The sequence below is a fragment of the Nannocystis exedens genome (assembly GCF_002343915.1).
Taxonomy (GTDB): Bacteria; Myxococcota_A; Polyangia; order Nannocystales; family Nannocystaceae; genus Nannocystis; species Nannocystis exedens.
The window spans coordinates 1,831,747-1,853,307 of record NZ_NETK01000001.1 but is presented as its reverse complement, the minus strand read 5'-3'; the positions used below and the strand labels follow the sequence as shown (position 1 = coordinate 1,853,307).

General features: G+C 69.6%; 18 protein-coding genes and 1 pseudogene. 10 read left to right on the top strand and 9 right to left on the bottom strand.

What is annotated here, in order from left to right:
- Positions 1 to 142: 142 nt before the first annotated feature.
- The 4 genes and pseudogenes from NAEX_RS49785 to ltrA form a co-directional block, all read left to right on the top strand.
- Positions 143 to 286: a hypothetical protein gene (locus tag NAEX_RS49785; protein WP_170135531.1), complete on the top strand. Its 144-nt coding sequence runs from the start codon at positions 143 to 145 to the stop codon at positions 284 to 286.
- Between the two features lie 243 nt (positions 287 to 529).
- The gene (locus tag NAEX_RS07345) at positions 530 to 1,312 is read left to right on the top strand and encodes a thioesterase II family protein (protein ID WP_096326802.1); all 783 of its coding nucleotides are present in this window, start codon (positions 530 to 532) and stop codon (positions 1,310 to 1,312) included.
- A gap of 103 nt (positions 1,313 to 1,415) precedes the next feature.
- Complete coding sequence (locus NAEX_RS07340; protein WP_096326801.1) at positions 1,416 to 1,616, top strand: MbtH family protein; 201 nt, start codon at positions 1,416 to 1,418, stop codon at positions 1,614 to 1,616.
- Between the two features lie 1,374 nt (positions 1,617 to 2,990).
- Positions 2,991 to 4,068 (top strand): annotated as a pseudogene (gene ltrA, locus NAEX_RS54880) (group II intron reverse transcriptase/maturase); the annotation flags it as partial.
- Between the two features lie 129 nt (positions 4,069 to 4,197).
- On the opposite strand, the gene NAEX_RS07330 reads toward ltrA, so the two are convergent.
- Both NAEX_RS07330 and NAEX_RS07325 read right to left on the bottom strand, forming a co-directional pair.
- Entirely contained in the window at positions 4,198 to 5,265 is a 1,068-nt protein-coding gene (locus NAEX_RS07330) for an IS256 family transposase (protein WP_096326800.1), read from the bottom strand.
- 245 nt (positions 5,266 to 5,510) lie between these two features.
- Positions 5,511 to 7,577, bottom strand: coding sequence for a M13 family metallopeptidase (locus tag NAEX_RS07325; protein WP_170135528.1), 2,067 nt, complete (start codon positions 7,575 to 7,577; stop codon positions 5,511 to 5,513).
- 539 nt (positions 7,578 to 8,116) lie between these two features.
- On the opposite strand from NAEX_RS07325, the gene NAEX_RS51990 reads away from it, so the two are divergent.
- From NAEX_RS51990 to NAEX_RS07305, 4 genes are all read left to right on the top strand, one after another.
- The gene (locus tag NAEX_RS51990) at positions 8,117 to 8,488 is read left to right on the top strand and encodes an adenylate/guanylate cyclase domain-containing protein (RefSeq protein WP_096326798.1); all 372 of its coding nucleotides are present in this window, start codon (positions 8,117 to 8,119) and stop codon (positions 8,486 to 8,488) included.
- A 93-nt stretch (positions 8,489 to 8,581) separates the two neighbouring features.
- Positions 8,582 to 9,706 carry a TolB-like translocation protein gene (locus NAEX_RS07315; protein ID WP_096326797.1) on the top strand — a complete coding sequence of 375 codons (1,125 nt, stop codon included), beginning with the start codon at positions 8,582 to 8,584 and terminating at the stop codon, positions 9,704 to 9,706.
- A 107-nt stretch (positions 9,707 to 9,813) separates the two neighbouring features.
- Complete coding sequence (locus NAEX_RS07310; protein ID WP_096326796.1) at positions 9,814 to 11,217, top strand: IS1380 family transposase; 1,404 nt, start codon at positions 9,814 to 9,816, stop codon at positions 11,215 to 11,217.
- Between the two features lie 568 nt (positions 11,218 to 11,785).
- Positions 11,786 to 13,168 (top strand): STAS domain-containing protein, encoded by a 1,383-nt coding sequence (locus NAEX_RS07305; RefSeq protein ID WP_170135527.1) that lies wholly within the window; start codon positions 11,786 to 11,788, stop codon positions 13,166 to 13,168.
- A gap of 316 nt (positions 13,169 to 13,484) precedes the next feature.
- Here NAEX_RS07305 and NAEX_RS07300 read toward each other — a convergent pair whose 3' ends face one another.
- The 4 genes from NAEX_RS07300 to NAEX_RS07280 form a co-directional block, all read right to left on the bottom strand.
- Positions 13,485 to 13,799: a transposase gene (locus NAEX_RS07300; RefSeq protein WP_096326794.1), complete on the bottom strand. Its 315-nt coding sequence runs from the start codon at positions 13,797 to 13,799 to the stop codon at positions 13,485 to 13,487.
- 409 nt (positions 13,800 to 14,208) lie between these two features.
- On the bottom strand, positions 14,209 to 15,228 hold the full coding sequence (locus tag NAEX_RS07290; protein WP_096326792.1) for a DUF6891 domain-containing protein: 1,020 nt from the start codon (positions 15,226 to 15,228) through the stop codon (positions 14,209 to 14,211).
- A 20-nt stretch (positions 15,229 to 15,248) separates the two neighbouring features.
- Positions 15,249 to 15,785 carry a hypothetical protein gene (locus NAEX_RS07285; protein ID WP_143141581.1) on the bottom strand — a complete coding sequence of 179 codons (537 nt, stop codon included), beginning with the start codon at positions 15,783 to 15,785 and terminating at the stop codon, positions 15,249 to 15,251.
- Between the two features lie 278 nt (positions 15,786 to 16,063).
- On the bottom strand, positions 16,064 to 16,558 hold the full coding sequence (locus NAEX_RS07280; protein WP_096326790.1) for a helix-turn-helix transcriptional regulator: 495 nt from the start codon (positions 16,556 to 16,558) through the stop codon (positions 16,064 to 16,066).
- A 126-nt stretch (positions 16,559 to 16,684) separates the two neighbouring features.
- On the opposite strand from NAEX_RS07280, the gene NAEX_RS07275 reads away from it, so the two are divergent.
- Positions 16,685 to 16,969 (top strand): hypothetical protein, encoded by a 285-nt coding sequence (locus NAEX_RS07275; protein ID WP_096326789.1) that lies wholly within the window; start codon positions 16,685 to 16,687, stop codon positions 16,967 to 16,969.
- Positions 16,970 to 17,276: 307 nt separating this feature from the next.
- On the opposite strand, the gene istB is transcribed toward NAEX_RS07275, so the two are convergent.
- Genes istB through NAEX_RS07260 form a run of 3 tightly spaced genes read right to left on the bottom strand, consistent with a single transcriptional unit; the run spans position 17,277 to position 19,886 of the window.
- Entirely contained in the window at positions 17,277 to 18,032 is a 756-nt protein-coding gene (istB, locus tag NAEX_RS07270) for an IS21-like element helper ATPase IstB (protein WP_096333542.1), read from the bottom strand.
- Positions 18,016 to 19,530 carry an IS21 family transposase gene (gene istA, locus NAEX_RS07265; protein WP_096326788.1) on the bottom strand — a complete coding sequence of 505 codons (1,515 nt, stop codon included), beginning with the start codon at positions 19,528 to 19,530 and terminating at the stop codon, positions 18,016 to 18,018. The genes istB and istA overlap by 17 nt, the downstream gene beginning before the upstream one ends.
- On the bottom strand, positions 19,527 to 19,886 hold the full coding sequence (locus tag NAEX_RS07260; protein WP_096326787.1) for a hypothetical protein: 360 nt from the start codon (positions 19,884 to 19,886) through the stop codon (positions 19,527 to 19,529). Before NAEX_RS07260 ends, istA begins: the two co-directional genes overlap by 4 nt.
- A gap of 1,190 nt (positions 19,887 to 21,076) precedes the next feature.
- On the opposite strand from NAEX_RS07260, the gene NAEX_RS07250 reads away from it, so the two are divergent.
- The gene (locus NAEX_RS07250) at positions 21,077 to 21,481 is read left to right on the top strand and encodes a hypothetical protein (protein ID WP_096326785.1); all 405 of its coding nucleotides are present in this window, start codon (positions 21,077 to 21,079) and stop codon (positions 21,479 to 21,481) included.
- Positions 21,482 to 21,561: the final 80 nt, after the last annotated feature.

The following is a 21,561-nucleotide window of genomic DNA, read 5'->3' as shown; positions in this document are numbered from 1 at the left end:
CAGCGAACGGGGCCGTTAAAGCACGGTCGCGGGCGACAGCATCCTTGACGCTATTTGGACGATTCAACTATACTGTGTGCGCGCGATTGTGTACGCGCGAAAAGGATCAATAGCAATGTCGATGTCTAATCTCGCTCAATTCATGGACAAGAGCCTCTTCCTCACGCTCTCGGACGAGCAGGTGGAGCGTCTCACCGCGGTGGTGGACGCCGAGCTCGCCAGCAACCCCGACGTCCAGCTGCAGATCAAGAAGGTGCTCGAGCAGTACGTCCCGCTCAAGCCGTGAGCGGGCCCGGCCTCGTCCGGAGGCCGGCGGATGCCTCGGCGAGGCGCTGGATCCCGCCATGTGATCACAGCGCACGGTCCATTTGAGACCGCCTGCACGGCCCGCGTTGCCACGGACCGATGTTGCCGACATTTCGCGGTTACGCGGGCCAGGACTGCGACGGAGTGCAGTTCCACGCCCCTCATTGCGAGCATTCTTCTCGAGAGACCCTGACGATTCGCCGCGCCGATAGTTTCATCGATCATGCACCCGCGCCCGACCCTCCGTATCCTCCGCGCCGCCGAGCGTCCGCGCGTCCGTCTGCTCTGTCTGCCCTGCGCCGGGGGCGGCGCCGGGACGTTCTCTCGCTGGCGCGCCGTGGTGCCCGCGGACGTCGAGCTGGTCGCCGCTCAATTGCCGGCGCGGCAGGACCGGCTGGGCGAGCCGCCATGCACCCGGGTCGCGGCGATCGTCGAGCTGCTGGCGGCCGAGCTGCGGCGCCTGAGGCCCGCGCCGCTGGCGTTGTTCGGCCACAGCTTCGGCGCGCTCGTCGGCTTCGAGCTCGCACGCCTGGCCGCGGGCGCGGGCGCTTCTCCGGTCCTCTTGACCGTCGCCGCTGCCCTCGCGCCCCAGCGCGTCCGCGGCGGCGTCCCGCTCCACCGGCTCGCCGACGCCGACCTCCTCGCCGCCATGGAGAACTGGTTCGGTGCGAGGTACGGGGAGCTCGCCGACCCCGAGCTGGTCGCCGCCGTGCTCCGGCCGCTGCGCGCCGACCTCGAGGCGCTCGAGACCTACACGTTCGTGCCGGGGCCTGCGCTCCCCTGTCGGCTCGCCGTCCACGGCGGCCGCGCCGACGATTCGCTCGCCCCCGAGGAGCTGCGCGCGTGGCAGCAGCACGGGGCGGGCGAGTTTCGCGAGCACTGGTTCGACGCCGGCCATTTCCTGGTCGACGAACGCTGGCGCGAGGTCGCCCTGACCACGCTGGCCGACCTCGACGCGGCAATGCAAGACCGCCCGGCGGCGGCCCCGTCGTGGGCCGTCCCCTGAGCTCCATCCGCCCATCCGCCGCTGCCCGCGCGGCGGCTCCGCGTCCCTGCAACTCGCTGCATTCACGCCGCCCGCGACGGCGGCGTTGAGGTATAGTGTCAACATGACCGCTGACGATGAGGCCACTACCTTATACCGTGTCGTCCTCAACCACGAGGAGCAATACTCGATCTGGCCGGTGGGGCTCGAGATCCCGGCTGGCTGGCGCGAGGCCGGACCGTCCGGTCCGAAGGCGGAGTGCCTGAGCTACATCAAGGAGGTTTGGACCGATATGCGTCCGCTCAGCCTCCGCACGCCCTCCTGAGCGCCGCGATCGGGCGCGGGCGACGCCCCCCGCATGGGATTCGCGGTCAGCGTCGTGGCCGCCCTGGACGTGGGTCGGCGGCGCCGAGCGAGGGCGCGGGCGATAGCCGCGTTCCACGGCTGTGCGCGGGGTGGGGGAGCGGCGCTCGGGAGACTTCTGGATTGCACATAGGCCACCTGGGTCGAGGGGCTCGCAGGGTCGCGCGAACTCGTCGCCACTCGCTGCATTCTCTGCTCGGGGGGGCCCGATTCACGCGAGCATTCACCTGATTCGGGGACCCGCCGGAGCGTGATGACCCGAAGCCGCGTCCGGAGCATCGGGATGATGCGAGCTCGGAGGTGGTGATGCGCGTATGCGCCGCAGTCTCTGAACATGTGGAAGCCCGGCGGCGGCGCCAGGGCGCACAATCGGGCGAGGAACTTGTCGGGATCCATATCGCAGTCGGTCGAGCCCCTCGCCGCGGCCGATGCTGGGCTGAGATCGCAAAGATCGGCCTCAACCCGCGGGGGATAGACCACCCCGTCCCAGACGAGCTCGCCGGTGGCGGCGTCGCTGGTGCCCCCGTGCGCCATCTGCTGTTGGTCTCACAGTAGCGAGGCTGCCGCGCCACAAGCGCGGGAACTCGCGACGCGCAGCGGTGCCGGCGTGCTGGCTCGAGACTCATCGCAAAACTCCTCGCGTCGGCCAATGAGCCCGAAGGCCCACCTTGCATGGAGGGCGCAGTCCCGCGGCCACGGCTGCCGGGAACAGGCTTGCTGCCGCTCGACAACAACGTAAGCGAGCGGAACCTCCGCCGCGAGGTCCTCGGCAGGAAAAACCGGCTGTTCCTGGCCCAAGAGCCGCGTCCGCGAGCTCGCTCCCGCCTTCTGGAAGCAGATTCGCCAGCACGAGGACGCTCAGCAGCGCCTCGCCGCCAACGTCTTCCGCGCCGTCACGCTCGCCGATCATGCCCCGCCGGTGTAGTCCGGGCCCGGCCGCGCGCCACGACGCGGCTCGCCGGACGGATAGTGCGCCGGGATAAACCGGCAGAGAGGAGAAGATGCGAGAGCTTCACGTCGAAGGAGTAGCGACCCACGACGACCCCGAGTCCTGCGTCGGCATCCGCGAGGCTGCAGGCGAAGCATGGGACAGGGGCACGTGCGGGCCGGGTATTGAGCCGCGAAATCAGGTACTTCAGGGCGCCGACGTCGTTAAGCGAGGCGGAAGGCAAGACGCTCCGAGCCGTAAGCGCGAGGCTCGGTGCGGCCCTGCGCGGTCGAAGACCCCGTGCACGCACGGAACCTCTCTGCGCGAGAACCGGGAGATCTCCGGGACGCCCACTGCGATGGCGTCGCAGAGGGACGTGTCGGGAAGGCCATGAGCCGCAAGCCGACAATGTACGGCCCGGAGAAGTCAGACGGGCTCGTAGTACCGACGAAGTCGCCGAACGAAGCCGGCCCGCCGGCGGAGGAGGCGATGGAGGGAAGGAGCCCGGCCAAGGGGAACACGGGAGGGCAAAACGCGCCCCGGACACAGCGCCGGGCCAGCGCGCCCAACCGTGTGCGTGAAGCAGCACGAAGGGACAGGAAGAAGAAGTTCACGGCGCTCCTGCATCACGTCACGATCGATCGACTCCGCGATGCTTACCTTGCGCTCGAGCGCAAGGCTGCAGCCGGCGTCGACGGTATGACATGGAGCGAGTACGGGCGGGATCTCGAGGCACGACTCGCAGACCTGCACGCACGCGTTCACCGCGGAGCGTATCGAGCGAAGCCCTCACGACGCGTCTACATCCCGAAGCCCGATGGTCGAGAGCGGCCGTTGGGGATCGCATCGCTGGAAGACAAGATCGTCCAGCGCGCGGTCGTCGAGGTGCTGAACGCGATCTACGAGGTCGACTTCCTCGGCTTCTCGTACGGGTTCCCGCCCCGGACGCAGCCAGCACCATGCGCTGGATGCGTTGGCGACCGCGATCACGCGCAAGAAGGTGAACTGGGTGCTCGAGGTGGATATCCGCGGGTTCTTCGACGCCATCGATCACACGTGGATGGTGAAGTTCATCGAGCATCGTATCGCGGACAAGAGGATCGTGCGGCTCATCCAGAAGTGGTTGGCCGCGGGAGTCCTCGAAGAAGGGAAGTGGTCGTCCACAGCAGGTGGAACGCCGCAGGGAGCGACGATCTCGCCGCTCCTGGCGAACGTGTACCTGCATTATGTGCTCGACCTGTGGGTACAGCAATGGCGAGGACGTGTGGCGTGGGGCGAGGTCATCGTCGTGCGCTATGCGGACGACTTCGTGCTGGGGTTCCAGCACGAGGCCGACGCGGTCCGGTTCCGGACCGACCTCGAGCGGCGTCTCGGTCGCTTCGGACTCGAAGTCCACCCCGACAAGACTCGGTTGTTCCGCTTCGGCAAACATGCCGCGGTGAACCATCAGGAACGCGGGGAGGGGAAGCCGGACACCTTCGACTTCCGGCGATGTCCCGCGGGTTGTTGAAAATCGCGCGGCGGCATGAGGCACTTACGCGACCTTCTCGGCCACGTCAATGGATGGATCGAGTTGAGCGTCGCGGGCGCGAAGGGCGGCGGTTCTCACCCTCGCTCATGCCGCTCTGGCTGCTGGTCTGGCCCATGCGGTTGTCACGAGGTCCTTCATGCCGCGGCAGCCCTTGATGCGGTGGAAGCTGCGCTGCAGCTCGTGGAGGGCGGCACCAATCCAACGGAGGATCATCTCGCCGCCGCGCCAGCGCTTCACGCGACCGGCGATCCGGCGGATGCCGTTGTTGACGTTCTCGATGGCGTTGGTGGTCGAGAGCGATCGTACGAGGTCGTCGGCGAGGCCGAGCTCCTTGACGGTGAAGAGCTCGTCGAGGCCTTCGCGGACGGACGCGGCGGCGCTCGGGTGCTCGCTGGCGAGGCTGCCTGCGAGCGCCTCGAGCCGCCGCTTGGCGGTCTTGGCCGTGGCCGCGCCGAGGGCATCGCGGAGGACCTTGCGGACGCTGTCCTTCTTCTGCTCGGGCAGGTGGTCGACGACGTTACGGACCTTGTGCACCTGACAGCGCTGGAGGAGCGCCCGCTTGCCGAATACGTCGAGGATCGCGCGCCTCATCGCCTTGGCGCCGTCGATCACGAAGAGGGTCGAGCGCCTGGTATCGAGGCCTCGCTCGGCGAGGTCTCGCAGCAACGCGGTGCAGCTCTCGCGGTTCTCCGTCGCGCCCTCCTGGACGCCCAGGATGTGCTTGGCGCCGGTCTCGTCGAAGCCGAGCGCGATCAGGACGACGTGCTGGTCGATGTAGATCCCATCGATCATGATGGCGGCGATCGAGAGCCCGCCGAGGTCGCGCCGCAGCCAGCGCTCCAGCTCGGCCCCGGTCGCCGCGACGAACCGACGGCTGACCGCGCTCTTGCTCGTGCCCCTCGTCTTCACGTCCTCGGGCACCTTCTCCAGCGAGCGCCCGTATTTGCGAGTCGACACGCCGATCAACATCTGCTCGACCGCCCGCCGATTCAGCGGATCCTCGGAGGCGAGCCGGTCCCAGGTCGCAAGATTCACCTCCTTGCCGTCCTTGCGGACCCGCGGCCGGCAAGCAGCGGAACGAGATGGCGTCGCTCCTCCTCGGCGCCGCCTACAACCTGCTCCGCATGGCCAAGCTGATGCTGCCCATCCCATGAGCCCCGTGAGCCCGGGGCCGCACCCGGGCCCGCAGAGGGCCGGCAGGCCTCCCGCGGGGAGCCGGCCGGCCCAACAAGTCCTTCCGGACAGGTGACTCGACGCAGCGATGAGGCTCAGCTCCGAGCACACGAGTCTTTCTTCAGCAACCTGCTAGCTAGCGAGTCAAGATCTGCACGAACTGACGAGCCGAAGGGCGCTCGCCGCGCCGGCGTCGTCCACCGCATCACCTCCCGCCCTCGTCGCTACCACACCGCGCAGGGCTTGGGCGCGCGCATCGGCGAGCCCTCCACGCAGGCGAACGCCGACCAGAACGCCGGCAGATGCGACAACGGACCGACCGCCCGCCAGCGCCGCGGCGAGTGGACATCGCCGAGCACGTCCATCTGCACCTGCTGCGGCGTCCGCTTGGCGCAATAGTTCTGCGCGAACGCCACGAACAACAATTGCTCCCCCGTCAGCGGGCCGAGCAGCCCCGGCTCCGCGTGCTCCTTCGCCCATTGCACATAGGCCGCGTGCGCGTACTTGAGGCCGCCGGCGTCGGCGATGTTCTCGCCGAGCGTCTGCTGCCCGCGCACGCGCAGGCCGGGCAGCGCCTCGTAGGCGTCGTACTGGGCCACCACGCAGCGGGCCGCGGTCTCGAAGCCGGCGCGGGCCGCCTCGGTCCACCAGCCGGACAGCGCCCCCGTCTCGTCGAACTTGCGGCCCTGGTCGTCGAATTGGTGCGTCAGCTCGTGGCCCATGATCGAGCCGATCGCGCCGAAGTTGACCGCCATCGGCAGCTCCGCCGAAAACAGCGGCGGCTGCAGGATCGCCGCCGGGAACACCATCTCGAGCCCGAGCGGGTTGGTATACGCATTGAGCACGCTCGGCGGCATGAACCACTCCTGCGGGTCGACCGGCCGGTCGGCCTTCGCCATCACGCGCTGCAGCTCCGCGCGGTTCGCTGCCACCACGGCGGCGAAGTAGTCCTTGCGATCGATCGGCACCTGCGAGTAGTCGCGCCACACCTCCGGGAACCCGATCATGTTGCGCAGCCGCCTCGCCTTGGCCCGGGCGCGCGTGCGCGTCGCCTCGTCCATCCATGGCAGCCCGGCGAGCCCGCGCTCGAACGCCTGCTCGATCGCCACGATCATCTCGAGCGCCGTCTGCTTGCTGCGGCCGGGGAACGCGCGCTCGACGAAATACGGCCCGACCGCCTCCGGCAGGGCCGCCACCGTCCGCTCGACGCACCGGCGCCAGCGCGGCGCCAGCTCGCGCTGGCCCGTCAGCATCACCGTCCACGCGAACGCCTGCGCCTCGATCGACCCCGTCAGGTGCTCGGCCGCGCCGCGGATCAGGTGCCAGCGCAGATAGGCGCGCAGCACCTCCCTGGGCGTCTTCGCCAGCAGCGCCGCCGTCGCGCGCAGGAACTCCGGCGTCGCCGCGTTGACCTGCGCCACCGCCCCGTTGCCCGCGGCCGCAAACACTCGCTGCCAGTCGAGCGCGGGCGTCAGCGCGCGCAGCTGCGCCACCGATTGCTTGTGGTACGTCGCCTCGACCTCGCGCAATTGATCGAGTGGGAGCGACGCGGCGGCCAGCGCCGTCTCGAGCGCCACCACCTCCTTCGCCGACTTCGCCGCGGCCGCCGGCGGATCGCCGGCCACCACCAGCATCGCCGCCACGTGCTCCGTGTAGCGCGCCAGCAGCTCCCGGGTCGGCGCGGCGTCGGAGAGATAGAACTCGCGGCTCGGCAGGCCCAGCCCGCCCTGGCTCAGCGTCACCAGGTTGATCCCCGGCTGTTTGTAGTCCGGCTCGATCTCGCTGGCCACGAACGCCTCGACCCCGTACGGCCGCAGCCGCATCGCCGTCTCGTACGCGCTCTGGACGTCGCGCACCTTCGCGATCTCCGCCAGCGCCGGCTTCAGCGGCGTCGTCCCAACGGCGTCGATCGCCGCCTGATCCATGCACCCCGCGTAGAAATCGCCGATCTTCCGCTTCCGCGCGTCGTCCCCGGGAGCCTGCGCCGCCTCCTCCAGCACCGCGCGCAGCAGCTCGTGGTTGGCGTCGTCGATCCCCGCCACCTTCGACGTGAACGGCTTGTCCGCCGGGATCTCGTTGCGCGCCAGCCAACCGCCGCAGGCGTAGCGATAGAAGTCGTCGCACGGCGCCACCGACGGGTCCATCGCCGCGTACACCTCCGCCAGCGGGCCCTGCGGCGCAGGGCTTGCGACTGGCCCCGGCGCGGCGATAGCCGCCTCCGGCGTGGTCGTCGATCGGCCGCCGCAACCCACGAGCATCGCCAGCAAGAACATCTCGGGAATTCGAGTCACGCGCGGCATCGACGCGAGGGTGCCACAGCCCATCGGTGAGCGCCACGTGCGGCGACGTGTCGCGGAGCTCCTCGGTCGCATGCCGCCAAGGGACAGCCCCGTCCCCGACGAGAACGACGAGCAGACCGAGGGCACGCCAGCGCCGCGCGAGGGCCAGGTAGCCGGCGATCGCCAGCGCCACCAGCGTAATGACGGCTGAGCTACCGAGGGCGCTGAGGTCGCGCATCGTCTCCTCGAGCCACGGCGGGCCCAGCGGATCGCCGCTGCTCATCGGCGACCCGATCCCGGGCTGCAACTACAACGAACCTCCGTACAGTTACCGTGAGCGCGGTGAGCCGAGCCGTGTCGGGCCTCCCAGCGGCGGATTCGTTTCCGCGGGGTTTCCAAACCCTCCCGATTCCTCGGTCAAAGAGGGCTCAGGCGGGCTCAAGCGGGCATGGCTCAACCCCTCGCAGAACACCGAACTGGGCCAGGAAACGCGGGGGCCGGGGGTTCGGGGGGGTCCTGCGAGGGAATTAAAATTTCCCGCTTCAAAATGCTTGAGCGCGACCGGGGCCTACTTCGCGCTGCACGTCGGCGACGTGTTCTACGGCGACATCGGCGGCGCCGATCGCCTCGACTTCACGGTGATAGGCCCAGCCGTGAACGAGGCCGCCCGCATTTCGGCGATGTGCCGCCCGCTCGGGCGCGACGTCCTGGTTTCGCAGGCGTTCGCCGCCGCGCTGTCCGGGTTGCAGCGCCGCCTGTCGCCGATGGGCAGCCACACGCTGCGTGGCATCGCCCAGCTACAGGCGCTGTTCGCGGTGATTCCCGAGCCGCGCCGGCGCGACCGGCGGCGTGGTCGAGGCGCGCAGCGGCGACGGACGATGGGCGGGAGACAGCACGCCCACATCACATGCCCCAGACTGTGAGCGTGAGGATTCACTTGCGGGCAGGGTCACCGTCACCGGTCACGCGCTCCCGTGACCTCGGCGACGCTGGCGCGCTGTGCCATACTCGGGCAAGTGCCTCGCCTGCACATCTGCGCCCTCGTCCTCGCCGCGTGTGGTCCGCTCTCCGACGACGGCGGCGCGGACACGATGGAAGCGACGGACACGATGGACACCGATGAGGGCCCCGGCACGTGCGAGCTGCCGCCGGGCACGGCGATCCACGCGGCGACGTTCACCGACGCGACGACCCACGTGTACACGCCGGATCGGCTGGTCGCCGACGAAGCGTTCGTGTACTTCGCCGACGGTCGGGGGATCCACCGCGTGCCCCGCTGTGGCGGCCCGGCAGAGCCGCTGATCGCCGACGCGCGGCCGTTCAACGACGGCCTCGCGCTCGCCGACGGCACGCTCTACTGGATCGCCGGCGACGACGGCCTGGTCGGCCCGCGGATCCTGAGCGCGCCGGCGGCCGGCGGCGCGCCGGTCGTGCTCGCCGAGTTCGCGGGTTACGCCCACCGGCTCCGCGTCGACGGCGCGACGGTCGTGTGGAACACCTCGGTGTCCGGGTTCCCGGACGAGTCGCAGCTGCTCGCCGTTGCTGTCGACGGCGGCGAGACCCGGGTGCTCGCGCGTCACCGCTACGGCTGGGACTTCGACCTCGCCGACGGGGTGGTCTACGCCGCCGGGTACCTCCCGGGGTTCGACCCGGCCGCGAGCGACCGCCTGCTGTTCGCGCTGCCGGTCGCTGGGGGTCCGCCGAGCGTGCTGGTCGATGGCTTCGGCGACGAGCACTCGGCCGGGGTCGAGGTCGGCGTCGACGACGTATACTACTTCCGGGCGCGGAGCACCGACCACCTCGCTATCGAGCGGGTGCCGCGGACCGGCGGCGCGCCGCAAGTCCTCGACCTCGGCGGCGCCGCGATCCCCGACGAGCTGATCCACGCGGGCGGGCAGGTCTACGGGGTCTACGACGGCGACGCCGTCGTCCGCATCACCGACGGTGCGCCGCCCGTCGCGCTCTGGACCGCCGACGCGATGGCCGTCGCGAGCCCGGTGTTCGGGGATGGCGGCGGGCTGTTCCTCGCCGACTCCGCCGTCCGCTGCGTCGAGTGGTACATGGACCCGTCCGGCGAACCGCCGGGCATGAGCTGCGTGCGCGAGACGATCGACGTCCGGGTGCTCTCGCTCGGCCGCTAGCTAGTCCGGATTTCTCACCACGGGAAGGAATTCCGGCCGCACTTCCCGAGTTCGAGCGGGTGTGAAACGATTGCTGACCACCCAGGGGTACGGCCGGAACAAGGTGTATCCGCACCGAGTTCGATTTTCAACCGGCCGGGCGGAGGCGTGTCGAGGCCGCCTTTGACGGCGGACGGGTCAGCTCGGACGGGGGCCTGCTGTTGCTGCGGGAGCTGACCGAAAGTTCAGGTGTGTTTCGGGACTTCGCGGCCTGCTTTCGGGACCACCGCGACCCGAGCCGCGTCGAGCACACCGTCGAGGAACTGCTCGCGCAGCGCGTGCTGGGCCTGCTGTGTGATTACGAGGACCTGAACGACCACGACGTGCTCCGCGATGATGCCTTGCTCGCGCTGGCGGTAGGCAAGATCGATCCGACCGGCGAACAGCGCAAGCGGGAGCGCGACCGGGGGCACGCCCTGGCCGGCAAGAGCACGCTGAACCGCCTGGAGCTGGCGAAGCCCACGGTGGCCGGCGACGAGCGCTACAAGAAGATCAGCTACGACGACCACGGGATTCAGCGCCTCTTCGTGGACACCTTCCTCGCCGCGCACGATCGGCCGCCCGCCGAGATCGTCCTCGATCTCGACGCGACGGACGACCCCGTACACGGCAAGCAGGAGGGTCGCTTCTTCCACGGCTTCTACGACGGCTACTGCTACCTGCCGCTGTACGTCTTCTGCGGCGACTTCCTCCTTGGCGCCGCGCTGAACACCGCCGACAAGCAGCCAGTCAGCGGCGCGGTCGAGGAGCTCGAGAGGATCGTCAGTCAGATCCTCGCCCGCTGGCCGGCCGTCCGGATCATCGTGCGCGGCGATTCCGGCTTCTGCCGCGACGAGGTCATGCGCTGGTGCGAGGACAACGGCCTCTTCTTCGTCCTCGGCCTGCAGAAGAACTCGCGCCTGATCGCCGAGATCGAGGACGAGATGAAGCAGGCCCACGCCATCTCCGAGCAGACCGGCAAGGATGCGCGCGTTTTCAAGGACTTTCGCTACGAGACCAATCGGACGTGGTCACGAGAGCGCCGGGTGGTCGGCAAGGCCGAGTACACGACGGACAAGGAGAATCCGCGCTTCGTCACCACCAACCTCTCGCATGACGAGTACGACGCGCGCTCGCTCTACGAGGACCTCTACTGCGCTCGCGGAGACATGGAGAACAGGATCAAGGAGCAGCAACTCGGCCTCTTTGCCGACCGCACCAGCGCCCACACGCTGCGCGCCAACCAGCTCCGCCTGTGGCTCTCGTCCGTCGCCTACATGATCCTCAACGAGCTCCGCCGACTCGCCCTCGCCGGCACCGAGCTCGCCCACGCCCAGGTCTCCACGATCCGCACGCGGCTGCTCAAGATCGGCGCCATCGTCACCGCCTCGGTCCGCAGGCTCCGCGTCTCCCTAAGCTCGGTCTTCCCGCTCCAGCACGTGTGGTGGCGCGTCCTCGAGAACCTCCACCGCCATCACGTCATGAGACGCTGACGGCCTCGACATCCGTCACTCAAAGGGCGCGCCGCGCTGCGCGCCGGGGCTCGTCTGTCCTTATGCGCAGGTCACCCAAAACGCGTAGCCGGCTTTGTAATCCCTCTTACAGCTCGATCTCGCGCCAGCCCCGGGCGTAACGAGCGCGGCCTCGCGGCTCACGTCGACGGCGTCCAACAACCTCCCGGCAAGCCGCCTGACAGCCGCTTGCCGGGCCCCACCTATCCGTCGTGAGAAATCCGGACTAGGCCCGATCCCGGACAGATCCGGTCCAGGGTCTGGGCCGCTCGCACGATCGCGGTAGCGCCGCGATGGCCTCGGCCTTTTGTGCCACCAGCCGGGTCAGGGCCTCGGGCTCGACGACCTCGCCGCTCCATGCGCGGGCGACGGACCGCGGGCCGGCGGGCGCCCGCGCGCATGGTGTCTCTATAGAAATGTCCTAATAAACATATACAAGTAGGTCGATGTACGACGGCCGCGACGCTGCGTCGCGGTGGTCCGGGCCTGGTCCGCGTCGTAGTCTGCATGCCGGCGGAGGCGAGCGATGGACGAGCGGCAGCGAGCGGAGGTGACCGATCGAGTGGCGCGCGGGCACGCCGACCTCGTGCGCGCCAAGGACGAGGCCGGGGTCCTGCGCGCGGTCGCCGAGGCGGTCGGGACGTACGCGCCGGCGCTGCTCGAGCTGTCGTACGTGCACCTCGACGGCGAGCGGCGCCCGCACGAGGTCGAGTTCGTGTCATGGTGGCGGAGCGGCGAGGTCGGCGAGCACCCGGGCCGCGGGCAGCGGCTGCCGCTCGCCGGCCTGACGCTCGCGGAGCGCTGGACCGCCGCGCGGTCCGAGCCGGTGATCGTGTCCGACATCGCCGACGACCCGCAGGTGGTCGACGTGCTGCGCGAGCGCGGCCTGTCGTCGCGCGCGCTCGCGCTGCTGCCGCTATACAGCGAGCGCCACGACGCGTGGCAGGGCGTGCTCGGGATCCACTGGGACACGCCGCGTGTCGTCTCCGCGGAGGAGGTCGCGCTGTACCGCCTGCTCGCCCGCACGGTCGCCGAGGCGATCGCCGGCGAGCGGACGCTCCGCCAGCTCCGGCGCGCGCTCGCCGAGAACCAGGCGCTGCTCGCCGAGACCCAGCGGGCCCTGCGAGAGACTCGCGCGCAGCAGGAGACACTGCGCGTGATGCTCGACCACCTGCCGATCGGCGTCGAGGTGCTCGACATGCAGACCAACGCGCGCGAGCTCGTCAACCGTGCCGGCCAGGAGATCCTCGGCCTCGGCGGGCAGAGCGACCGCGTCGACGCGACCGCGAACAACGCCTTCCGCCCGGGCGCCGCCGAGCCGATCGCGCTCGAGGACCACCCCGTCGCGCGCACGTTCGCGACCGGCGAGACCGTGCGCATGGAGCTGGAGTTCGTGCGCGGCACCGGCGAGCGCGCGCGGCTCGACCTGACGGCGGCGCCGCTGCGCTACCCCGGCGACCCGGCGCCGCGGGTCGTCCTTCTCTATCAGGACGTCACCGCATCGCGTCGGCTCGAGCTCGAGCGCATGCAGGCGCAGGAGGAACTGCTGCGCCTGCAGGCGGCGGCGCTCGCCGAGCGCTCGACGCCGCTGATCCCGATCACGCGCGACGTCGTGGTGATGCCGCTGATCGGCACCGTCGACCCCGAGCGCGGCGCGCAGATCCTCGCCACGCTGACCCACCTCGGCGGCTCGAATCGCGTGCGCGCGGCGATCCTCGACGTCACCGGCGTCTCTTGCCTCGACGCCGCCGCCGCGGACGCGCTCGTCACCGCGGCCCGCGCGGTCCGGCTGCGCGGCGTGCAGCCGGTGCTGACAGGGATCCAGCCGGCCGTTGCCGCGACGCTCGTCGCGCACGGCGTCGATCTGTCCGGCGTCCAGGTGTGCGGCACGCTGGAGGACGGCGTCGCGTGGGCGACCCGGGCCCGGCGCTGACCTGTCTCGCGCTTAAGCGGTTCCAAGAGGGAGTTTCGTAGAGGTGTCGAGTACAAGAACGCTCGGAGCACTAGCCCGAATTCTCACCAAGGATAGGTGGGGCCCGCCAAGCGGCTGTCAGGCGGCTTGGTGGGAGGATGTTGGACGCCGTCGACGTGAGCCGGGAGGCCGCGCTCGTTACGCCCGGGGCTGGCGCGAGATCGAGCTGTAAGAGGGATTACAAAGCCGGCTACGCGTTTTGAGTGACCTGCCATAAGGACAGACGAATCCCGGCGCGCAGCGCAGCGCACCATTGTGTGACGGATGGCGAGGGCCGTCAGCGTCTCATGACGTGATGGCGGTGGATGTTCTCGAGGACGCGCCACCACACGTGCTGGAGGGGGAAGACCGAGCTTAGGGAGACGCGGATCCTGCGGACCGAGGTGGTGACGATGGCGCCGATCTTGAGCAGGCGCGTGCGGATCGTGGAGACCTGGGCGTGGGCGAGCTCGGTGCCGGCGAGGGTGATCCGGCGGAGCTCGTTGAGGATCATGTAGGCGACGGACGAGAGCCACAGGCGGAGCTGGTTGGCGCGCAGCGTGTGGGCGCTGGTGCGGTCGACGAAGAAGCCGAGCTGCTGGCGATCCACCACGAGTCACGAGCTCCTTCCGGTCGCGCCGTAACGCCCGCCATTTCGTGTGCGTCAGGCAACCGATCTCTTCTTCCACGCCTCGAGGCGCGCGTTGCTGGCCGTTTGCTTGGCCCAGCGTAGACGCCACCGCTACGGGTCCTTCGAGCGGCCGGCCGCTGCCAACGCGATTCCGACGGCCGTTCCGACACCCATCCCGATGGGGAGCCAGACGCCCCAGTCCCCCGTGACCCCTCCGAGGATGACCCCTGCGGCGGCGCCGAACGAAATCCCCAGGGGAAGGGCCGCGCTGTCCTGGTTCGGGGTGTTCGCCAGCCGGGTTGGGTCGGGCATGGCTGACTCCGGAATGGCGGCAACGAGCGGATCCAGGTCGACCTCGCCTGACGACGCAGGCCAAGGACATCCGTCCGCTTCACCAGACCTTCCACCACGGCCGCGGACGGGCCTCGCCTCCAGCCGCGATCGGTTTGTCGCCTGTCCCCATCGTTCCAGCAGCGAGGCGCGTGGCCGTCATCGCCCGCCGTCGAATCGCCGCGGCCTGGCCGGGCTCGAGGTTCGCCAGCGCGTTTCGGGGCATCATCCAGGTCACCTCCCCGGCGCGCACGAACACGTGTGGCTCGCCCCCGTGCCCGACCTGCCCGCGCTCTCCGCCGAGCGACTTCCAGGCGCCACGCATGAGGATGGAGAGCATCGCGTCGAAGCCAAAAGTGGTGCGGTAGGCGCGGACAGGCGCCATGAACTGCTCGAGGTCTGCGGGGGACACCGAGAAGACCGCGAGTTGCCTCGTGCCTGGCTGCCACGCCGCGGCTCCGTGGATCTCTCGGGGAGCGGCTGTCCATCGTCGGCGCTGCCACGCGAACGGCAGGATCTCGATGCGATCCTCGACCCTGCCGGTCCACGCCGCAGGCACGCCGCGGCCCGCGAGCGACTCCAGGGCCGAGACGGCGATCGCGCGCGCCTGTGCCGGATCCTCGGCTCGCTCCCCCGCGCCCCCGAACGCGAGCGGCAGGCTCATTCCGTGGAGTGCGTCGAACACATCCTGCTGGTGGAAGAACACGGCGCCTTCGTGGCTTGCTTGCGCCTCGAGGCCCACGTACCCCCAACCGTCTTGAATCGTGAGACCGGCGCACTCCCTGGCGAAGATGCCTCGGGTGCGCAGATCGGCGAACGCGGCCGCGATGCGGTCGTTCATCGTCGGGCCGGCCCAGCCCGCCTCGGCCGCTTGCGCCTCGCGGAGGAGCCGCTCCGTCTCCCGGGTGACCTCTGCGACCAGACGGGCCTCGACGTTCGGCGGGACGTCGGGGTCCAGGTACTCGTTCAAACGCTCGGTGACGTCGAGCTCCTCCGCGGGGGTGTAACCCGCGCGGATCTCGAGCGCCCACGACTCCAGGAAGACGGGTGCAGAGTACGGGTCGGACTCGTCGCGTAGCATCAGGCTCGGGTCTCGACTGATTATGGTGCAGCGACGGGGGTCGGCAAGAGCTTCCCAGATGGCTCGAAGTGCCATGTTCGGTCGCCGATCCGAAGGACCGTGGCTGCCTGCGTGCCGGCTGGCGTGGTCCACCAACCCGAGACATGGGCCGCATCGGCCTTGCTGATGTCTTGGACGGGAAACTTAAAGCTCACGCGCCGGCCACCGGCGTCGAGGACGACAAGGTTGGCGCTGACGACGATGATCGTCGCGGGGCGCTCCGTGGGGTCGATCTCGCCGGACACCAAGCGGTGCGACCACCGGTGTGGGCCGGCCAGAACAGCCGCCTGGCACTTGGGCGTCGACATGGCGACCTCGACCGGGGCGGCGAGCTCCGGAACCTCGCACCAGACCTGCAACACCGAGCTGCGGCCGTCGCCGAGCGCACGACCGAGCGTACACGCCACCACCCCCGGTCGAACGGGGCCACGATTCGCCATCTTGGACATCCCGATGGGTCGCACGAATGGGATGAGATGGAGTTCGACTGCCTGGCGGAGGTTGGTGGCGGATGTCATGTGAGATTCCGGCTCCTGCGGAGCACTCGACGAGCCCGTCCTCGTAACATTTGAGCATGTCGGCCGCAACGTGCTTGGCAGGTATCGGTCCACGGGCGACTCGGGCGCCTCGTCCGGCACGCGGGCGCCAGCGCGAGAAGCACAGGGAGGCGCGCGACGAGCACCAGGCGGGCACAAGACAGGGGAAGGACGCGCCGCGCATCACAGTAGTCACCACTCGCCGCGCGCCCCAGCAAAATCACGGCAGGCGATCTTGCCGCGCTCGCCCGCGCGATGATTCACCCGGCCGCGTCCGCGCGGGCGCGGCTGCGGAACGCCCGCGGAGACTCGCCGACCTCGCGGCGGAAGGCCGTGCTGAACGCGCTCTCGGACGCGTAGCCGAGCGCGAAGCCCAGCTCGCCGACCGGGCGCTCGCTGGTGCGGAGCGCGTCGCGGGCGAGCTGCATGCGCCACGCAATCGCGTATTCGAGCGGCGGCTTGCCGACCAGCCGCGTGAACCGCAGCGCGAACGCGGAGCGCGACATGCCGACCGCTGCCGCGAGCTCGCCGAGCGCCCAGCGGCGGCCCACGTCGGCGTGGATCTGTCGCAGCGCCGCGCCGATCTGCGGATCGGCCAGGGCGCGCAGCCAGCTCGCGCGCCGGCCGATGTCGCCCGCGCCGAGACGACGCATGCCGTGGACCAGGATCACCTGCGCCAGGCGGTCGAGCACCAGCGAGCGCCCCGGCGAGCGCTCGCGGCATTCCTCGCGCAGGACGGCGGCGCCGAAGCGCATCCAAGGCCCGGCGTCGGAGTAGAACTCGTCCGGTGCGAACGTAGTAACCTACGTCAACCAGTGTTCTGTTCAACATGGCCGAGCTGCTGAACGGCGTCAGTTTTGAGCCTGCAAAGGAGTTCAACCATGCTCATCACGTCCATGTTCGTCAGCGCGCTCTCCGTCTTCCTCCCCATCCAAGCTGACACCGTCTCACAGGGCGGCGAGATCGTCGAGATCGGCAACGCGCCGCAGACGCCGAACAACGGCCCCATCACGCCGCCTGGCGTCATCTTCCCCAACTTGGGACAGTGCATTGCGACGCTCCAGGAAAAGAAGTGCTCAGGCCTGACCGGGACGGACCGTGCAATCTGCAACATCGCACAGCAGAATTACTGCTTCGAGCTGTTCGATTTGGGGTTTGAACCCTGACTTGGGCACCAATTCCGGCCTGACGTGGGCGCCCTTTCCGGGGGTCTGGGCGCTCGTTCTTCCGGCGGGAGCACGTTCGGCCCGCGCAAGAGTTCGTCCACGCGGCCGCTACCTGTTGATGATGCGGGCCACGGTGAGGCGCCTGTACGAGGTCGTCGACGTCGAGCCGGGGATGTTGTGGCCGGCCACGATCCGCAGCGTAGCGCCGGTGTCCGGCGCCGGTGGGTAGCGCCGGTGTCGGACGCCGACGCAAATCGCCGGCGCACAGCGCCGGCGTGGACGTGATGCGGGAGCTGGCTGCGGGCGGTCAGCCTGGGGGTTTTGGCGGACGGCTACGGCGACGGGAGGTGCGTTCGTTGGCTTCCTTGAGGCGCCAGGATTCGCCGGCGATCTCGACGATCTCGACCTTGTGGCAGAGGCGATCGAGGAGGGTGCCGACGCAGGAGGCGCTGTGGAAGACGGCGGCCCACTCGCTGAAGGGCCGATTGGTGGTGATCACGACCGGCGCCTTGGTGTATCGCTGGGAGACGACCTCGAAGAGCAGGTCGGCGTAGCGGTTGCTGTAGGGCAGGTAGCCGAGCTCGTCGACGACGAGCAGCGCGGGCTTGACGTAGCGGTGCAGGCGACGGCGCAGCGCGGCGGCGCCGTCCTGCGCGGCGAGGTCACCGAGCATCGCGGAGGCGGTCGTGAAGCGGGCGGTGTAGCCCTGCAGGACGGCGTGGTGGGCGAGGTTTTGCGCGAGCATGGTCTTGCCGACGCCGTTGGGGCCGAGGAAGACGACGTTGACGGCCTCGCGGATGAAGCCGAGCTCGAAGAGTTCGTCGACGAGGGCGCGGTCGAGCTTCGGGTGCTTCCAGTCGTAGTCGGCGATCGGCTTCATCGCGGTCAGCTTGGCGGCGAGCATGCGGCGCTCGAGGCTGCGACGCTTTCGCTCGTGCTCCTCGATGTCGAGGACGGTGCGCAGCCACGGCTCGCGGGCGACCTCGTCCCAGCGTGCGTACAGGCCATGCAGGCCGAGGCCCAGAGCGCGTCTTCGCAGGGCATCGTCAGGTGCGAGAGTCATCGTCACCCTCCTCGTCCTTCGGCCGCAGCCGGTCGTACAAGTCGAGCGCGTGCGGCCTCACGACGACCTCGCGCAGCCGCGGGTTCGTGGGCACCTCGGCGGACAGCGGCGCGGGTCGGCCCTCGTCGGCGCGTCGCCGCTCGAGCAGCTGGCGCACGCTCGGCGGATGGACGAGTTCGCGGGCGTTGGCCTCGGCGAGCGCGGCGTCGAGCTCCGCGGCGCCGTACTGGTCGAGCAGACGCCCGAGCTGCCAGGTCACGTTGCCGAGGTTCTGCCCGCGCTCGGCGCAGCGATGCAGGAAGCCGCGGCTGTGCGGCGCGGCGTGCTGCAGGCGGTCCATGCCGCGGTGATGATGCGCGGCGCGCTTGTCGGCGACGAGCGCCTCGATGTGCACAGGATCCTCGACGCGCTCGTCGCGGCCCCACGCACGCGGGTGCGTGGCGAGGACGGCGGTCCCGTCGACGATCCGCACGGTGTCCGGATCGGCGACCACCGCGAGCTGCCGGCGCACGTGGGTGTGCGGCACCGAGTAGTCGTTGAGGTCGAAGCGCACGTACGGCGTCTTGCCGACGTGCACCGGCACGACCTCGTCGCACGCGAAGCGCGTCTCGGGCAGCGGCAGAAGCCGTGGCCGCTCCTCGGCGAAGACGTCGCCGACCGTCCGGGCGCGATCCTCCGGGCACGGGCGTGCGGCGGCGATCCGCGCGCACCAGTCGGCGGCCTGGGCGTTGAGGTCGTCGAGATCCTCGTAGGTGCGCGCGGCGAAGAAGTTGTCGCGGATGTAGCGGATCCGCCGCTCCACACGCCCCTTCTCGTTGCCCCGCGCCGGCGCGCAGGGCTTCGGCGCGAAGCGGTAGTGACCGGCCAGGCGCAGCAGCGTCTCGTTGAAGCGGATCGCGTCGCCGACCCGCTCCAGCACCGCGCTCTTGAGGTTGTCGTACAGGAGCTCGCGCGGCACGCCGCCAAATGTCTCGAAGGCCAGCTGATGCCCGCGCAGAAAGCTCGGCATGCGCGCGTCGAAGAAGAAGTGCAAGTACACCATCCGCGACCAGCTCAGGACCATGACGAAGGCCATCAGCGGGCGCTCGGCCCGACCGATGCGCAGCTTGCCGAAGTGCGCCCAGTCGACCTGCCCCTGTTCTCCGGGCAAGGTCGCAAGGCGCAGGTACGCCTCGGCCTTCGGCCGCGGCCGGATCGACGCGACAATCTCGCGGAAGCGCGAGCACTTCCCCGTGTACCCGCGCGCCTGCACCATCTGCAGCAGCCGGCTCGCCCGCAGCCGCGGGTACTTCTCCAGCATCTCGCGGAGGAAGGGCAAGTACGGATCGACCTTCGACGGTCGCGGCATCGTCACCGCCGGCACCACGCCGGCCTGGCCGAGCACGCGCGTCACGACGCTCGTGTGCACGCCGAGCTGCTCGGCGATCGTCCCGATCGGCCAGCCCTCCGCGTGATGCAGGCGGGCGATCTCCGCCTCGGTTTCGGGCCGCGTCTTCACACGTCACCTCCGAGAAGGCGCAGCTGCCGGAAGTCACCGACGCCGCGGATCCGTCTCCGTGCGCCGCCGTGCACCCGCGTGGAAAAATCCACGAGCGGGCTGCGGTGCCCGCGAAGATCCGCGTTGGGAAACGCCCAGTCGATGTAATCCGGACCCCTCGCGTCCACATACTGCACAGCGCCGAGCCGCTGGCCCTGCCACATCGCCAGCCCCTCCAGCACCGTCATCAGCGCCCGCGGGTGCTCGCTGTGCAGCGGCAGCCGGGCCTTCAGCCGATCCCCCTCGCCGTCGATCACCAGGATCTGCAGGTCCGGCTCGCAGACCCGCAGCAGGGCTCTCCATCTCGATTGACTCACGATCGTCCTCGTCTCCGCAGATGGCGACCAGCACCACGCCGGCCTCGGCCACCTGCTCGTCGAGCATCGGCGCCGGCTCCGATGTGGCTAGACCGTGATCCATCACGATCTTCATCCGCCGCTCGGCGCGCCGCCTCGCCTCGGCCCTCGCGTGCATCCGCCGGCCGTGCATGCTCCGCGCGTACCGCCGCCTCGCCGCCCGCACCGACACAAGCCGCTGCTGGGCCGCGCAGTCCTTCCCGCAGTACCGCTGCCCGCGGTCGCAGGCCCGGCACACCGAAACCTGCCGCCGGCACCTCCCGCAGTTGAACAGTCGCTGGCTCTCGTCCTCGATCGACCACGTGCCCGGCCACGCACTCCGCTGGACTTCCCCGAGCCCTCGCCGTACCCTCCTGCCGTCGCTTCTTTGTTGGCTGTCCTTTTGGGGTACGGCTGGCTACGACACCGAGCGCTGAGAGTCGCTACCTCTCAGCGCTCACCTTTTTGGCGGCCACGCTCCCTTTACCCGACCCGCCAGCGTTCGCCGAAAACTTGACGCGCTGCTTGATCCTCATCCGCTGACCGTTGACGCCTCATCGGCGCTGCGCCTCGGATTTCGGCCGGCGTCGACAGGGGAACACGATCACAGTCCGCGATGTCCTCGACGGCCGCGAAGTCTTCGTCTACGAGACCGTCTTCCCGTTGGAGGTGCAGCGCGGAGACCTTGTCGCAGCGCGTGTCATCCAGGTTGGTCCCTCGGCCCTCCCGGAGATCAACGGCGGCTTCCTTCCACAGCGCGACGTGCCGAGGGACCGGCAACGCGCTGAGCTGGTCGAGCACCTCACCGCGTTGAGGCGAGAGCGCCCGCGGGCGTCGGACACAGACTTGCTCAGGACCTTGCCGCCCTTCTTCTACCGCCGGTGGCAAGCGTGGCGCGAAGCACAGCTCGGACCGCCGGTCCCGCAGAAACTTCGGGTCATCAACTCGGCCGCCGCACGGCGGGAGACCGACCGCGACGCGGAGGAGCTGCGCCTCGAGCGGCACTACGCGCGTTGGCTCGATGAGCCGGAACCGACGCTGAAGAAGCTCACTCCGCTCCAGGCGGCGCGCGAGGAGGACTTGCGCCCGCGGCTCGTCGGGAGCCTGCGCGAACTCGAGGACAGGTACAAGGTCGCGCTGCGGCGGAAGAGCCGGCCTACGATCCCTCGTGGTTGTGGCAGCAGCTCGACCTCCGCGACGAGGATGAGGAGGCGGAGAGGCTACGGCATCCGCCACCGCTCGGCCACGAGATGCACGAGGCCGGCTTCCCTGGTCTCAAAGAGGCAATCGACGCGATTGTCGGGCGGATCCGCGGCAGGAGATGGAGCGGATTCAGGACCCACTCGCGCGACGACCTTGCGCGCGACCCGGCGTATCGCCGCTACGTCCTGGACGGTGGGATCAGCGAGGCCCTCAGGATGGGTGACGGCACACCCACGGACATGGCCGAGCAGTTCGCCATTCCGCTCGAGCTCTGCTGCAACTTCGAGCTTCACCTGCGCAAGGTCTTCTGGGTCGACGAGCGCCTGAGTTGGACGTTCGGGGTCGTCGACTCGAGAGTCGCCGGAGATATGTGAACCTGCCCCGATCCAGTGGACACCCTCGATGAGTCAGAAGTAGAGAGGGTTGAAGGCCATGAGCAAGAAGAAGCGAGAGC

Bases quoted from the DNA above. Each gene is read 5' to 3' on its own strand.
- NAEX_RS49785 (WP_170135531.1), top strand. From the start codon at position 143: ATGGACAAGAGCCTCTTCCTCACGCTCTCGGACGAGCAGGTGGAGCGT.
- NAEX_RS07280 (WP_096326790.1), bottom strand. From the start codon at position 16,558: ATGCGCTTCGGCGCCGCCGTCCTGCGCGAGGAATGCCGCGAGCGCTCG.
- istB (WP_096333542.1), bottom strand. From the start codon at position 18,032: ATGACTCTCGCACCTGACGATGCCCTGCGAAGACGCGCTCTGGGCCTC.
- NAEX_RS07345 (WP_096326802.1), top strand. From the start codon at position 530: ATGCACCCGCGCCCGACCCTCCGTATCCTCCGCGCCGCCGAGCGTCCG.
- NAEX_RS07275 (WP_096326789.1), top strand. From the start codon at position 16,685: ATGCTCATCACGTCCATGTTCGTCAGCGCGCTCTCCGTCTTCCTCCCC.
- NAEX_RS07330 (WP_096326800.1), bottom strand. From the start codon at position 5,265: ATGGGATGGGCAGCATCAGCTTGGCCATGCGGAGCAGGTTGTAGGCGG.
- NAEX_RS07285 (WP_143141581.1), bottom strand. From the start codon at position 15,785: ATGACATCCGCCACCAACCTCCGCCAGGCAGTCGAACTCCATCTCATC.
- NAEX_RS07340 (WP_096326801.1), top strand. From the start codon at position 1,416: ATGACCGCTGACGATGAGGCCACTACCTTATACCGTGTCGTCCTCAAC.
- NAEX_RS07290 (WP_096326792.1), bottom strand. From the start codon at position 15,228: ATGCTACGCGACGAGTCCGACCCGTACTCTGCACCCGTCTTCCTGGAG.